The sequence below is a fragment of the Pseudomonas sp. LBUM1645 genome (assembly GCF_059716185.1).
The window spans coordinates 4602707-4617241 of sequence record NZ_CP166811.1 but is presented as its reverse complement, the minus strand read 5'-3'; the positions used below and the strand labels follow the sequence as shown (position 1 = coordinate 4617241).

Here is a 14535-nt window from a genome sequence, read left to right as displayed (position 1 = left end):
AAACACATTTCTACTGACACACCGCATTCACTGGTGTTACGACGGCTTCGCCGCCGAGCGGGAGCAAGCTCCCTCGCCACAGTTAGGCGTTCGGCAGTTTGACCGTGTCATCGTTCTTCGCGGGCAAGCCATGCTCCTGCAGGGATCGTGTTCACAGCCCAAAAAAAACCGCGCCCCCCCACCCAGGGTCGCGGTTTTTTTACGCCTTGTGATTATTGCTGCAGCACAGTCGCCTTGTTGTCAGTACCCAGCTGCTGCACGGTTGCAGTCTGGGTCATGCCACTCTGAGTGACAGTGGCAATGTTGCCGGTGCCGCCCTGAGTGACGTAGGCCACGTTCATGGTGCCGGACTGGTCGAAGTTGGTGGTGTTGCCGATGCCGTTGCTGCTGCCCTGGGCCAGGTTTGAGGTGCCGCGCTGGTCGGCGATGAGGATGTTGTCGCTGCCGTTCTGGTCGAAGTACAGCTCGTTGTAGTTTTCGGCCTGTTTGATGGTGGTTTTGTTGCCGTAGCCGGTCTGGTTGGTGGTCATCACGTGGCCGATACCGTCCTGTTTGAAGCTGGCGGTGTTGTTGGTGCCGTTCTGGTTGACGGTTGCACGTTGGTTGCTGCCGAACTGGCCACCCTTTTCCGGGCCTTTCCAGTCGCTGGCGTAGACCTTGTTATCGCTACCCACGGAGGTAGCGTTCAGCACATGGCTGTCGCCCTTCTGGTAGGTGAAGTGCACGTTGCCGGTGCCTTGCTGGTACAGCGCCAGGGTCGAGCCGACGGATTCGAACTGGTCAGCATAAATCGCGTTGAGGTCGCCGACTTGCAGCACCTGGGCGACGTTGTTTTCGCCGAAGCTCTGGTCGATCACGGTCTCGTTGGTTTGCCCGTACTGGTTGACGGTGGCCTCGCTGGCGGTTTGCCCGCCTTGCCAGACTTCGGCGCCGTTGAAGTCGCCGAACTGGTTGATGGTTACGGTGCCGCCGTTGCCGTCGCGCTGGTCGCCATAGGCGTAGTTGCCTTCGCCCGCCTGGTTGAGATTGATCTGGCCGCCCATGTGGGCGATCTGTTCGGCGGTGGCGTAGTTGGCGGTGCCGTACTGGATGATCACTGCGTTGTTGGCAGTGCCCAGTTGGATCTGTTCGACATTGGCCTCGTTGCTGTCACCAAACTGGAAGGTTTGAGCTTGGGTGCCTTCCTGAGTGTCCTGATAAATGAACGAGAAGTTGCCGCTGCCTTGCTGTTGTTGCAGCACTTCGTTACCGCCTACGCCTATCGACTGGCTGGCATGGCTGGTGTTGGTGCTGCCGACCTGTTGCTGGGTGATGGTGTCGCCGTTTTCGAACAGTTGCTCGGCGTAACCGGCGTTGAAGTCGCCAAGTTGATCCTGGGTGATAGTGCCGGTGGCGTTGTCTTGCACCGCTGCGGCGTCGTTGCCCTCGCCGAGTTGTTGTTGGGTGGCGGTACTGAACGGGGCCGCGGTTTGTTTCACGTCGGCGATGTTGGCGGTACCGACCTGGTCCTGGGTGGAAACGCTGTCGTCGGCCATCGCCTGGGCACTGACAAGGACCAGGATGGCAGCGGTGAGGGGCGTCAGTTTGAACATGATGAAACCTCCAAATGGTGCAGTGCTTTAGCGGTATTGTTTGACCGAAACGCTCATGCCGTTTCCGGACTGGGTCACGGCGCTTGAAAGCCCCGTGCCGGCCTGATCGATGCTGGCGTCGTTGTTGTTGCCGTTCTGGGAAATCTGCGCGCGGTTGTGGCTGCCGGTCTGGGTGATCGAGGCGGCGTTGCCGGAACCTTGCTGAGTGATCATTGCCATCAGGTCGCTGCCTTGTTGCAGGATGTAGGCTTCCTGATTACTGCCCGACTGGACGATGCGACCGAGCAGCGACTGGCCGTTCTGTTGCAGCAACGCAACGTTGGCCTGGCCGTTCTGATCGATCAGTGCTTGCTGGCCAATCGGTGGTGGTAACTCGCCGAGGTCGCCACCGGGACCCAGGTCATCGTTTTCCATCAAGTCATCGGCGCGCACACCCGCACTGCTGCAAAGCAGAAGCAGGCAGAGCAGGGCGGCGGTCGAGGTTTTCATGGCTGCGTCCTTTGGGAAGAGGCCGGCCCCACCCACCGAATCGGTGGGTGGGGCGAGGGCTCAGTTCGAGATCAGCGACACCGTGCGCACGGTGCCTTGGGACGAGGTGATGGTGGCTGTCGGGTTCGCCGATGGAATCACCGTCGTGGTGTTGTTCACCGTCAGCCTCCAGCGACCGGTCGCCGGTACCGTGGTGGTGCCCAGGGTTGCCAGCCCGGTCGGGGTGGAGACCCTGATGGTGATGGTGTTGCCGGTGATCACCGATGAAGTCCCTGCAAAGTCCCAGGTGAAGCGGTTGTTGGAGCGAGCCGACACCGTCGCCGTGGTCACCGTGAAGGTTTCCGCAGCAGGCCTTGGCGAGACTTGCACGGTGACCGTGGCCGGTGTCGACAGGGCGCCGAAGCTGTCCCGGGCGATGTAGGTGAAGGTCGTGGTGAAGGCCGTCGTGACCGTGGCCGGTGGGGTGTAAGTGATCACCGTGCCGTTGCTGCTGACCGTGCCACGGCCGGCTGCAGGTTGGGTCAGGCTGGCGACCGCCAAAGGCACGTTGCCTTCCGGATCGGTGTCGTTGGCCAACACGTTGATCGGAACCGCCACACCCAGGGTTGCGATGCTGTCGGCAACCGCCACCGGTGGCCGGTTAGGCGCCACGGTGATGGTCACGGTCGCTGGGGTAGCCGAAGCCAGGCCTTTGATGTCTTGAGCCTTGTAGGTGAAGGTCGTGGTTAACGGCACAGTGACCACGGCGGGCGGGGTGTAGACCACCGCAGTTGTGCCACTCAACGCCACGGTGCCTTGGCCTGCGGCCGGTTGGGTCAGCGCGGTGATGCTCAGCGGCGTGTTGCCATCCGGGTCTCTGTCGTTGGCCAGCAGGTTGAGGGTGACCGGTACGCCGAAGCTGGTGCTGCCGGTGTCGGCCACGGACAGTGGCGCCTGGTTCTCACCGGTATTCGGTGCGGAACCAACTACAACGACAGGCTCGGTGTCACTGCCGCCTGCGGCGGATTTGACCGTGACAGTTGCGGGGGGCTGGGACAGATCGGCGACGGTGATTTTTTGCAGGGTGCCGGTTTTCGACAGACGTCCGTAACCCTGCGCGACCATGTCTGGCACCGCCACTTCATCAGTGGACGTGGCCTCGATCAGCAGGCTGTGATTGCTCCAGCTGTAGCGAGCGGTCTGGATTTTCACCAGGTCAGCGACCTTGCTCGACACTGCCGTAGGCCGGGTGGTGCCGGCCGGGTTGGTGGCGGTGACCACCACCACCGCAGGCACGGTGGCACCCGTCAGGCGCTGGCCGAAGAACAGGCCAGTGTTGTCGCCGAGCATGTTGGTCAGGCATGGCGTCTTCGGTGGTCCGGGCACCAGGGCCACGGTTTCGCGGAAACACACGCTCGAACCGTTGGCCGACTTGCCAAACACTTCTACCCGGGTACTGCTGGTGCCCGGGCCTGTAGAGGTGCGGCGGTAAGTGGCGCGGCCAATTTCCACCGGGGTTTGCGCACGGTTGTCGAGGACTTTGCCGGACACGGTAAAGAGGGTGGTCTGGATGGTCCCGGCAGGCCCCTGCACACGCAGGAAGTTGTTATTGAACGGGCTACCGGTGACCGCTTCGGTGAGGTTCGGATCGCCTACGAATGTCTCGATGGAACCGGTGTCCGGGTTCACTTCGGTGTAGGGGCCGTTGACGCTGCGCAGGAATGGCCCGACCTGACCATTGAGAGCGCCGGAGAAGTTGCCCGGTGCGCCGATGCCGATGTCGCGGGTGATGTTGATCGCCCGGCGGCCCGGTGTGGTGACGTTGACCGTTTCCACGCCGTACGGGTGGGTGATGGTGTAGGTCCCGGCCACAGGCACGTTCACCCGCAGACGAATCCGCGCAAAGCTTGCCTGGTCGCCGTCGATAGGGTCTTCCGCAGTGAATGCCGCTTCGACCCCGGCCACGTAGGCATCCACGCCATAGCCGCCGACATCATTGATGCTGGTCTCGGCGAGGTACCAGAACGCTTCCGGTGGCCAGTTATCCGGAAACACCATCGGCTGGGTGTCGTCGAAAAACCCCGGTTCCGGATTCAGGATGCACATGTAGGTTGGCGCGCCAGGAGCGCTCGGTACCCGCGTGCTGGTAGCCCGCGACTGGCACAGTTCCAGCGACAGCAGAGTGCTGTCCTGATACCACATCGGGAATTTCCCGGTGGCAAAGGTGTAGGGGCCGGGGTCGACGGCAGCGAGTTGCGCGAAAGCACTGCCGGACAGCGATAGAGTCAGTCCCAGGGCGTTGAGCGCCAGGCGTGGCAATTTGTTCATGATGCCTCCTGATGAGGATCTGGGCATGTGTGCGTTCATTGCACGATGACCACTTCTTCGGTGTCGCTGCCGCCATTGGATGACGTCACTCGAACTTTGGCCGGTGGAATCGGCGAGATGCCGGTCGCCAGGGATTTCACTGCACCATCGCCACTCAGGGCTCCTATGGCGACACCGGTGCCGGTGGTGGCGGTGAGTACCGGCGGCGAGGTTTCATCGCTGGTCGAAGCCACTACCGTGATTTGCGCGGTGCTCAAGCTGTACTGGGCGGTCTGGATCACCACCAGGTCCGTCAGTGGCGTCGACAGCGTGGTCGGCGTGCTGCTGGGAATGGCCAGGTGGTTGTCGGCGGTCACCACCAGGTTGCTTGGCAACGTCGGGTTGGTTGAGGACTGGGCGTACCAGTGGCCGGAGGTATCAGCCTCGGTCAGGTTCAGCACCGGGCTGTTGCTGTCCAGGGTCACGGTGGCCGGTGGCGGTGGGGCCATGACAAACACATCCTGCTGCGCCACCGGTGCGCTTTCACCGGCCTTACGCGAGTAAGTGCTGCGGTTGGTGATCATCGGGGTGGGCCGGACCACGGTCGCCAACTTGCCGGAAATGGCCATTACCGTCGTGCGCAAGTCCAGACCGTTAGGCCCTTCGATGCGGATGTAGTTGGTATTGAAAGGGCTGCCGGTGAAGGCTTCTTCCAGATTCGGATCGCCAACGAACCGCTCGGCCGACCCGGTCACCGGGTTGGTTTCGGTATAGGGGCCGTTGATGCTGCGCAGGAACGGGCCGATGTCACTCTTGAGTGCGCCGTCATAGGTTTTCGGAGTGCCGATGCCGATGTCGCGGGTCATGTTGATGGCGCGGCGCCCACCGGCAGGAACGTCGAATATGTCGACGCCGTAGGGGTGGGTGATGGTGTAGACGCCGGCGGTCGGCACATCTACCCGAATGCGGATGCGGCCAAAACTGACCTGGTCGCCGTCTACCGGTTCTTCAGCGGAGAAGGCGGCTTCCACGGCGCTGACATAGGTCAGGTCGATGCCCCGCGCGGCATCGACGATCGAGCCGTCGCCAGTGAACCAGAACGCCTCATCGGGAAAGTTGCTCGGGAAAACGACGGGCTGCGTGTCGTCGAAAACGCCGGGGGTCGGATTCAACAGGCACATGTAGGCCGGTGCACCGGGGGCGCTGGCAACCCTGGAGCTGACGGCCTTGGACAGGCAAAGCTCGAGGGTTCGACCATGAGTGTCCTGATACCAGCCGGCGAACGAGCCATTGGCTGGCACATAGGGGCCGGGATCGACGGCAAACAGCGCCGCCTGGGCGACGCCTTGGGCCAGTGCGCTAACGACCAGGGCGGCCGCGGTTTTGGACAGTAAAGGGTGCATGAGTTAAGCCCTCTATATCGGAATGCCTGCCCGATGGAGACGGGTCAGTTGAGAGGGGTTCGGCAACTTCCATACCAACCGGCGAAAACGGTCGGCAGAGGCCCGAGTCACGGGCGTGTCACTCACAAGCGGCATCGGGGCGCGGTTTTTGGGCGCGGGCCACTGTCCCCAGAATTGGGGGTAGATGGGGATAAGGAAGAAGTGGGGGGACGAGACCCAACGTCGGGCAATCGGCCATGAGTGGGCTATAACCCTATAGGGGAATCGTCGGGAACACGTCCATGGACATGCCTACTCAAACACTCCAGGCCGAGGGGGGTGATATTCGCCTGAGCTCGCGCAAGCAGCCGTTCAATCTACTGCGCTGGTTTTCGCTCATCAGCATGGCGGTGATTGGCACGGTGGCGGTGGCGTTGGGGGCGGTGTCCACCCGGTTCGTGATTACCGAAAGCGTGCAACGTGATGCGTTGTTGACGTCCCAGTTCATTCAGGCGATTGCCTTGGTCGAGGTGCGCCACGTATCGATTCCCAACGTGCGGACCATGGGCGAACTGCTCGATCCGCGCAACGACAAAAACTTTTCCGACGTCGACCCGCTGGCCCGCGCCATTGCCCGGGGCGAATTCCTCGACCATATCGAGCACTTGCCGGACGTGATTCTGGCCAACATCTATGCCCCCGACCGCATGGTGATCTGGTCGACCAACCCGGCGTTAATGGGCACCACGATCCACGCCGACGAAGACCTGGAGCAAGCCTTTGCTTCCAAAACTCCTGTGTCGGCCAGTTATCACGATGTGGACAAGAGCCGCCTGGAACAGAAGTTCGTGACGCCTCCGGAATACATCTTCATCGAGAACTACATTCCGTTGTTCGATGCCGACGGCGACAAAGTCACGGCGATGGTCGAGATCTACAAGGAACCCAAGGACCTGATCAGCCGCATGGAGCGCGGCCTGGTGTTGATCTGGCTGGCCACTGCACTGGGCGGCGGGCTGATTTACCTGGGGCTGTACTGGATCGTGCGCCGGGCGGCCATTTTGCTGGCGGCGCAACAAAAGCAACTGATCACCAACGAAACCTTTGTCGTCCTGGGCGAGATGTCGTCGGCGGTCGCCCACAGTTTGCGTAATCCGCTGGCGACCATCCGTTCAAGTGCCGAACTGGCGCTGGAATTCGACAGCGGCCCGGCCCACAAGAACATCAACGACATCATCGGCCAAGTGGATCGCATGTCGAAGTGGGTGAGGGAGCTGCTGCAATCCTTGCGTCCGCTCAACGATGAAGCCGAGCCTGTCAATCTGGTGGCGGCGCTGCATGACAGCCTGATGGCCTTCGAGCATCAAATCGCCAAAGCCTCGATCTACGTGGTGTTTGACCCGAAGCTGACACCCATGGTCCTGAGCCAGCAGGTGCAGTTGACGCAGATCCTCAACAGTTTGCTGGCCAATGCACTGGAAGCCATGGACAAGAGCGGCACATTAACCATCACCTTGGAGCCAACCGATTCCCGTGGCCTCAGCGTGGTGGTGAGCGACACCGGCAAAGGCATGAACGAAGAACAGCGCAGCATGGCCTTCCGGCCGTTTTTCACCACCAAACAAGGTGGGCTGGGTGTCGGGCTGGTGCTGGTCAAGCGGATCATGGAGCGGTTTGGCGGTGCGGTGACCCTGGAAAGCCGTGAAGGCGAGGGCACGAGTGTCCGTCTGTCGTTCAAATTGGTCCCCTGAAAACGGGTGTGAACTTTCCCCGTTAGCGGGTGTCATTCCCCAGTCGTTTCCCCAGTAATGGCGCATTGATATTGATAAGCCATTGTTTTGATGAGTATTAATACTTTCGTAAAAAACGGTTACATCTGGCGAGTTCCTTGCACCACCCCCATTACCCCCTTCATGAATCATGACTTCGAGGCGGCTGGTGATGGACAGAAAATCGCGATACCCCTTCAAATTGCTCGGCCTCCTGACGCCTCTGAGCGTTCTTCTGACAATGACGCTGGGCACAGCGACTCTGCGTGCCAGCCCCATCGACGACGAGCGACAGCCAGAACCTTCCGACCCCTCGGCTTACCACGATGAACCGGCTGACAAAGCAGCGGCGTTGAACGCCATTTTGACCATGCCCCCGGCTAACCTGGATTCCTTCGATTTGCCGGCTGGCGTCAAAGGCAACAAAGGCACCACGCGGGTGGAAAATATCCTGCCGCCAGCGCTGCAAACCAGTTTCAACTACCCCACCAACGGCAAGCCGAGTCCACTGTATGGCGCTCTGCCGTTTACTCAGCAGTTGGTGCTGTTCGAAGAATTCGGCCCGGAAAAACTCGACCCCACCACGCCGGCGGCGCCATTGCCGTTTCCACCGGCCGCCATTGGCCCGCTGCCGCAACAAGATCCCACCAGCGCCGCTCGTAGCGCCCCGCCGAGTGCAGCGCTCGACGCTTTCATGCGTCAACCGGGATTGACCCCGTTCCCGAGCCAGTATTCCAACGTGGTCGACCGCAACCCTTGGCAGAAGCAGATCGAATTTTTCCTCAACCGCCGTATCGGCTCGTCGGCTGAAGGCCGTCCGCCAGGAAAAGGCTGGTCGCACCAGCGCTGGAACGAGTTTTACCCGCAAATGGCCTATAAAACCGTGCAAACCGGCGCACGGTTGAATACCGGTTCGCGTGATAGTCGTCAGATGCACGGCTATGCCTTGGGCGAGTTTGGCCCCGGCGGCCTCTATCACAACGTGGCTGGTGTACCGGCAACCGATGGCACCGCCAAAGGCGTCGATCCGCGTTTCCACCCGAAAATGCCGGTGCAGAATCACAACTCGGTGTGGACCTTCGACGGCACCTTGCCGCCCAAATTGCTCATGGTGCGTTATGGGCAACCCGTGTTGATGCGCCATTACAACGGCTTGCCGATCGACCCGTCGGCGAACATGGGGTTTGGTCTGCACACCATCACCACCCACGAACACAACGGTCACGCACCGGCGGAAAGTGACGGTTATGCCAATGCGTTTTTCTTCCCTGGGCAGTTTTACGACTATCGCTGGCCGATCCAGTTGGCCGGCTACGACAGCATCAACACCAAGGCTGAAGACCCGCGTGCAGCTTTTCCGTGCGCGCCGGGCGAAACCCTGTGGACCAATGACCTCACCCCCAGCCGCAAGACCTGCAACAACGGCACGATCAAGATCCGTGGCGACTGGCGCGAAACCATGAGCACCCACTGGTTCCACGACCACATGCTCGATTTCACCGCGCAGAACGTCTACAAGGGCAACGCGGCGATGATGAACTACTACAGCGCCCTGGACCGCGGCAATGAATCGGTGAATGACGGCGTCAACCTGCGTCTTCCCAGTGGCAGCGCCTTGCCCTGGGGTAACCGCGACTACGACGTCAACCTGCTGTTTGCCGACAAGGCGTGGGATAAGAACGGTCAACTGTGGTTCAACCCGTTCAACACCAACGGCTTCCTCGGTGATCAGGTGCTGGTCAACTGGCAGTGGAAACCGTCCCTGGATGTGCGCGCCCGCAGCTATCGGTTCCGCATGCTCAATGGCTCAGTGTCGCGCTACTTCAAACTGGCGCTGGTGCGCGAGATCAAGGGCACCAGCGGGGAGTTCAAAGGGCCTGCCGGGTCGGGAGTGTCGTATGCCCGCGTGCCGTTCCACATGATTGCCAACGACGGCAACATCATGGAACACAGCGTGCCGTTCGACGGCAGCATGGACCTGGATGCCGACGGCGATAAACAGAACCACAACGCGATACTGCCAACCATGGGCATCGCCGAGCGTTTCGACATCATCGTCAACTTCGCGAAAAACGGGATCAAGCCGGGCGACAAGCTGTTCTTCGTCAACGTGCTGGTGCACGAAGATGGCAAGGGCCCGGAAGAACCCGTCTCCCTGGCTGACGTGCTGTCCGAGAAATACAAGGCGATCATCAAGCAAACCAGCAAGGGGCCGAAGTGGGAAGACGGTGACCCGGCGGTAGGCAAGGTGTTGCAATTCAACGTCAAGGCGTACACCGGCCAGGACCTGGCCATGGACCCGGCTGCTTATGAACCAGCCAAACCGGGCAAGGCTGAAGGCCTGGTGATGATCCCGCTGAAGCTTCACCGCGACAACACCGCCGACAAGGCGCTGCTGGCCAAAGCCCGTCACCGCACCTTCACCTTCGGCCGTTCCGATGGCACCGATGAAGCACCGTGGACGGTCAAGACGGATGGCGGTTTCGGTTTCTCCATGGACCCACGGCGTTTGAACGCCTCTCCCCAACTGGCCAGTGGCCCCACCGATGCCGGTGTCACCGGTTTCGGCACCCTGGAAGTGTGGAACATCAAGCTCGGCGGCGAGGGCTGGAGCCACCCGGTGCATGTGCACTTCGAGGAGGGGATCATCCTCAGTCGCGGCGGCAAGGCACCACCGGAATGGGAAAAATGGGCACGCAAGGACGTGTACCGCATCGGCCCGGAAAAGGATGGCCTGGACAACGTCGAGATGGCGATCAGCTTTCGCGAATTCGCCGGGACGTACATGGAGCACTGTCACAACACTCAGCATGAGGACAACTCCATGCTGCTGCGCTGGGACATTGAGAAACCCGGGCAATTCCAGCTGATGCCGACACCGCTGCCAAGTTGGGATGGTGTGCGCTACGTGAACTCCGCCGCGCTGCCAACCTTCCGCATTGGCGACGGCTCCGGCCCTAAAGCGGTGGCCAAACCATGAACCGCGAGGGAGCCGACATGAAAATGCACACGCCGCGCTCCCGCGCCCTGGGCATGCACCTGATTTTGGTATTGATCACCTGCCTGCTGGCCAGTTGGGTGCTGGTGGCACATGACGCTGCTCCGTCGGGTTCAGCGTCACCGACGGAGTCGGCGACACCCTGGGGCGGCGATTACTTCCCCAACACCTTGCTGACCGATCAGGACGGTCGGCAGGTGCGTTTCTTCGATGATTTGATCAAGGACAAGGTGGTGGTGATCAATTTCATCTTCACTACGTGCAGCGACTCCTGCCCGCTGGAAACCGCGCGCCTGCGTCAGGTGCAGAATTTGCTGGGGGACCGGGTCGGCCAGGACATTTTTTTCTACTCCATCAGCATTGATCCCTTAAGCGATACACCTGAAGTGCTCAAGGCCTATGCACAACGCTTCAAGGTCGGGCCGGGCTGGAAGTTTCTCACCGGGGAATTTGCCGACGTCACCGATCTGCGAAAAAAACTCGGGCTGTTCATCGAAGGCGTCGACAACGGGCGCAACAAGGACCACAACCTGAGCCTGATCGTCGGCAACCAGACGACAGGCCGCTGGATGAAAGCTTCACCTTTCGAAAACCCGTGGATTCTGGCCGATCAGTTGGCCAATACGCTGCAGAACTGGAAACAGCCAAGCATTGAAGAAAACTATGCGAATGCGCCCGAGATTCGTCCGCCGAGCAATGGCGAAGAGCTGTTTCGCACCCGCTGCGCGTCGTGCCACAGCCTGGGTCCGATGGACGGGCAGGGTATCGGCATGCGCAGCATCGGCCCGGACCTGATCGGCGTCACTCGCCTGCGTGATCCGGCCTGGCTGAGTCGCTGGATTCGCGAGCCGGACCGCATGCTGGCGGAAAAAGACCCGATCGCGCTGGAGCTGTTTGAACGTTTCGACAAAATCCCCATGCCCAACCTGCGCCTGGATGAGAACGCGGCGCAGTCCATCGTGGGTTTTTTGCAGGAAGAAACCGATCGTCAGCAACCGCTACAGGCGGCGCAAACACAATAGCGGCTAAATACTATCAGTGGGGCCGTCAGTCTCGATCAATGCCACCTACACTGATCCGAAACACGGCTGAAAAGGCTTGATGCAAGGCATCCGGGGAAGGTCCTATGCAGATACCAGAACAACAAAAAATACCTGCGTCGGCAATGCCGGCAGCAGAAAGCAAGGGCTGGCGAGGACAGTTCAATTTGCTGCGCTGGTTTTCCCTGGGCAGCTTTTTCATCATCGCCGCCGTGGCGTTGGGGTTGGGCTACGTGTCCACGCGTTTCGTCCTCGATGAGAGTATTGAGCGCGATTCCATGCTGACTGCGCAGTTCATTCAGGCCATTGGTGATGCAGAAATTCGCCATGCCGGCATCTCCCTGCAAAGAACCATGGGTGAAATGCTTGATCCGCGCGATGACATTGCCTATCCCGACGTAGATCCGGCGGCCCGTGCCGCTGCCCGCGTAGAGTTTCTCGATCATGTCGAACACCTGCCGGACACGCTGTTGGCGGTGGTGTACGCCCTGGATCGCACCGTGGTCTGGTCGACCAATGCGCAAATGATTGGCATGCGCGTCGAAGGTGATGAGGAACTGGACGAGTCTTTCGAAATGAAGGAACCCGTGTCCACCAGCTACCACGAAATCGATGAGGAACGTCCCGAGCAGCAACTGCTGCGCGAGCCTGAATACCTGTTCATCGAGAACTACATCCCGATGTTCAATGCCGACAAAAGCAAAGTGATCGCCATGGTCGAGATCTACAAGGAACCCGCGGACCTGGTGGAGCGCATCCAGCGTGGCTTCAAGTCGATCTGGCTGGCAACCCTGCTCGGCGGCCTGGCCATCTACCTCGGACTGTTCTGGATTGTGCGGCATGCGGCCAGGCTGCTGCAGAGCCAGCAGAAACAACTGATCAGCAACGAGACCTTCGTCGCGCTGGGGGAAATGTCCTCGGCGGTGGCCCACAGCTTGCGCAATCCGTTGGCCAACATTCGTTCCAGCGCCGAACTGGCTCAGGAAATCGCCAGCCAGAACGCACAGAAGAACATCGGCGACATCATCAGTCAGGTCGACCGCATGTCGCGCTGGGTTCGGGAGTTGCTGGTGTCATTGCGACCCGTGAACGACGACTACGAAACGGTAGACCTGGTACTGGTCATCGACGACACGTTGAGTGCGTTTGACGCGCTGATTAAACGCTCCGGCATCGACGTGCGTTTCACCCCTCAGAGTTGTCCGCCGGTCATCAGCCAACAGGTGTTGCTCACGCAAATTCTTAATAGCCTGTTTGCCAATGCCCTGGAAGCCATGCCCAAGGGCGGCGTGCTGAGTATCGATATCGAAACGCCGCACCCCGGACTCGTGCGCATGACCCTGAGCGATACCGGCAAGGGCATGAGCACACAGCAACAACAAATGGCCTTCAAGCCGTTTTTCACCACCAAACAAGGAGGGTTGGGCGTGGGCCTGGCCCTGGTCAAAAGAATAATGGAGCGTTTCGAAGGCTCGGTCGAACTGACCAGCCGAGAGCAGGAAGGAACCCGCGTTTGTCTCAATTTTAAAGTGGCAACGGGAGGGGTATATGGAGCACAGCATTCTGCTGGTCGAGGATGATGAACTCCTCGCCGAGAATATTCAGACCTACTTGGAGCGCAAGGACTTCGAGGTGACGGTCTGCCACTCGGCTGAGGACGCGCTGGACCAATTGGGCACTTTCGTCCCGGACGTGGTGCTGACCGATAACTCGCTGCCGGGCATGAGCGGTCACGACCTGATCCAGAAGCTGCGCATCAGCGCGCCGGATCTGAAAGTGATCATGATGACCGGCTACGGCAACGTCGAAGACGCCGTGGTGGCGATGAAAGAGGGCGCTTTCCATTACGTCACCAAACCGGTGGCGCTGCCGGAGCTCAAGCTGCTGCTGGACAAGGCCCTGGCGACCGATCGAATGGAACGCACACTGTCGTTCTATCAGGAACGCGAAGCACAGAAGTCAGGGGTGCAGGCATTGATCGGTGAATCGGCACCGATGCAGTACCTGAAAAGCACCATTGGCCAGTTACTCGACGCCGAGCGGCGCATGGCCAATACCGATCTGCCTCCGGTGTTGGTGGAAGGCGAGACCGGCACCGGCAAGGAACTGGTGGCCCGTGCGTTGCACTTTGACGGCCCGCGCAGCAAAGGTCCGTTCATTGAGTTCAACTGCGCCTCGATTCCTTCCAACCTGGTGGAGTCGGAACTGTTCGGTCACGAGAAGGGCGCCTTCACCGACGCCAAGGACCGCCGCGTCGGGCTGGTGGAAGCGGCCGATGGCGGGACGCTGTTTCTCGATGAAGTCGGCGAGATGGACCTGTTGCTGCAAGCCAAACTGCTGAAGCTGCTGGAGGACCGGACCATCCGTCGGGTCGGCTCGGTGAAGGAGCGCAAGGTCGATTTGCGGGTGATCAGCGCCACCAACTGCAACCTTGAACAAATGGTCCAGCAGGGCAAGTTCCGCCGCGATCTGTTCTTCCGTTTACGGATCATCTCGATCAAGGTGCCGCGCCTGTATGCCCGTGGCGCAGACATCCTGCTGCTGGCCCGGCACTTCCTGGCGATCCACGGCAAACGCTATGGCAAACCGAACCTGTATTTCAGCGATCAGGCTGAAGAATTGCTGCTCAGCTACAGCTGGCCGGGCAACGTGCGCGAGTTGCGCAACATGCTTGAGCAAACCGTGTTGCTGGCCCAGAGCGACACCATCGCCGCCCATCAATTGAACGTGTGCCTGAGCCTGGTGGATGAGCCGCTGGTGTTCCAGCAAGAGCCGCAACACTACGAGCCGCGTCCGGCTTACAACGGCACCGAGTCCATGAACCTGCCGGAAGTGGAGCGCGACATGGTGCGCAAGATGCTCGACAAGACCGACTGGAACGTCACCAAGTCCGCACGGCTGCTGGGCCTGAGCCGCGACATGCTGCGCTACCGAATCGAGAAGCTCGGCCTCGCGCGCCCGGAGAAACGCCAGTGGTAG

Annotated in this window: 9 protein-coding genes; 5 read left to right on the top strand and 4 right to left on the bottom strand. The window is 60.4% G+C overall.

Annotated elements, in window-relative coordinates:
- Positions 1-212: 212 nt before the first annotated feature.
- Genes ACA079_RS20775 through ACA079_RS20760 form a run of 4 tightly spaced genes read right to left on the bottom strand, consistent with a single transcriptional unit; the run spans position 213 to position 5770 of the window.
- Complete coding sequence (locus tag ACA079_RS20775) at positions 213-1592, bottom strand: curlin (protein WP_497700759.1); 1380 nt, start codon at positions 1590-1592, stop codon at positions 213-215.
- A gap of 27 nt (positions 1593-1619) precedes the next feature.
- Positions 1620-2081, bottom strand: a complete 462-nt coding sequence (locus tag ACA079_RS20770; RefSeq protein ID WP_497700758.1) for a curlin — start codon at positions 2079-2081, stop codon at positions 1620-1622.
- A gap of 60 nt (positions 2082-2141) precedes the next feature.
- Positions 2142-4388 carry a cadherin-like domain-containing protein gene (locus ACA079_RS20765; RefSeq protein WP_497700757.1) on the bottom strand — a complete coding sequence of 749 codons (2247 nt, stop codon included), beginning with the start codon at positions 4386-4388 and terminating at the stop codon, positions 2142-2144.
- A gap of 35 nt (positions 4389-4423) precedes the next feature.
- Entirely contained in the window at positions 4424-5770 is a 1347-nt protein-coding gene (locus ACA079_RS20760) for a hypothetical protein (protein WP_497700756.1), read from the bottom strand.
- A gap of 281 nt (positions 5771-6051) precedes the next feature.
- Between ACA079_RS20760 and ACA079_RS20755 the strand changes: the two genes are divergently transcribed.
- The 5 genes from ACA079_RS20755 to ACA079_RS20735 all read left to right on the top strand — a co-directional run bounded on the left by ACA079_RS20755 (position 6052) and on the right by ACA079_RS20735 (position 14535).
- Complete coding sequence (locus ACA079_RS20755) at positions 6052-7500, top strand: sensor histidine kinase (protein WP_497700755.1); 1449 nt, start codon at positions 6052-6054, stop codon at positions 7498-7500.
- A gap of 190 nt (positions 7501-7690) precedes the next feature.
- Positions 7691-10498, top strand: coding sequence for a multicopper oxidase domain-containing protein (locus ACA079_RS20750; protein WP_497700754.1), 2808 nt, complete (start codon positions 7691-7693; stop codon positions 10496-10498).
- Positions 10499-10515: 17 nt separating this feature from the next.
- The gene (locus tag ACA079_RS20745; RefSeq protein ID WP_497700753.1) at positions 10516-11538 is read left to right on the top strand and encodes an SCO family protein; all 1023 of its coding nucleotides are present in this window, start codon (positions 10516-10518) and stop codon (positions 11536-11538) included.
- A 104-nt stretch (positions 11539-11642) separates the two neighbouring features.
- On the top strand, positions 11643-13136 hold the full coding sequence (locus tag ACA079_RS20740) for an ATP-binding protein (protein WP_497700752.1): 1494 nt from the start codon (positions 11643-11645) through the stop codon (positions 13134-13136).
- Positions 13105-14535 carry a sigma-54-dependent transcriptional regulator gene (locus tag ACA079_RS20735; RefSeq protein WP_497700751.1) on the top strand — a complete coding sequence of 477 codons (1431 nt, stop codon included), beginning with the start codon at positions 13105-13107 and terminating at the stop codon, positions 14533-14535. The genes ACA079_RS20740 and ACA079_RS20735 overlap by 32 nt, the downstream gene beginning before the upstream one ends.

Bases quoted from the DNA above. Each gene is read 5' to 3' on its own strand.
- ACA079_RS20760 (WP_497700756.1), bottom strand. From the start codon at position 5,770: ATGCACCCTTTACTGTCCAAAACCGCGGCCGCCCTGGTCGTTAGCGCA.
- ACA079_RS20745 (WP_497700753.1), top strand. From the start codon at position 10,516: ATGAAAATGCACACGCCGCGCTCCCGCGCCCTGGGCATGCACCTGATT.
- ACA079_RS20755 (WP_497700755.1), top strand. From the start codon at position 6,052: ATGGACATGCCTACTCAAACACTCCAGGCCGAGGGGGGTGATATTCGC.
- ACA079_RS20765 (WP_497700757.1), bottom strand. From the start codon at position 4,388: ATGAACAAATTGCCACGCCTGGCGCTCAACGCCCTGGGACTGACTCTA.
- ACA079_RS20750 (WP_497700754.1), top strand. From the start codon at position 7,691: ATGGACAGAAAATCGCGATACCCCTTCAAATTGCTCGGCCTCCTGACG.
- ACA079_RS20740 (WP_497700752.1), top strand. From the start codon at position 11,643: ATGCAGATACCAGAACAACAAAAAATACCTGCGTCGGCAATGCCGGCA.
- ACA079_RS20775 (WP_497700759.1), bottom strand. From the start codon at position 1,592: ATGTTCAAACTGACGCCCCTCACCGCTGCCATCCTGGTCCTTGTCAGT.
- ACA079_RS20735 (WP_497700751.1), top strand. From the start codon at position 13,105: ATGGAGCACAGCATTCTGCTGGTCGAGGATGATGAACTCCTCGCCGAG.
- ACA079_RS20770 (WP_497700758.1), bottom strand. From the start codon at position 2,081: ATGAAAACCTCGACCGCCGCCCTGCTCTGCCTGCTTCTGCTTTGCAGC.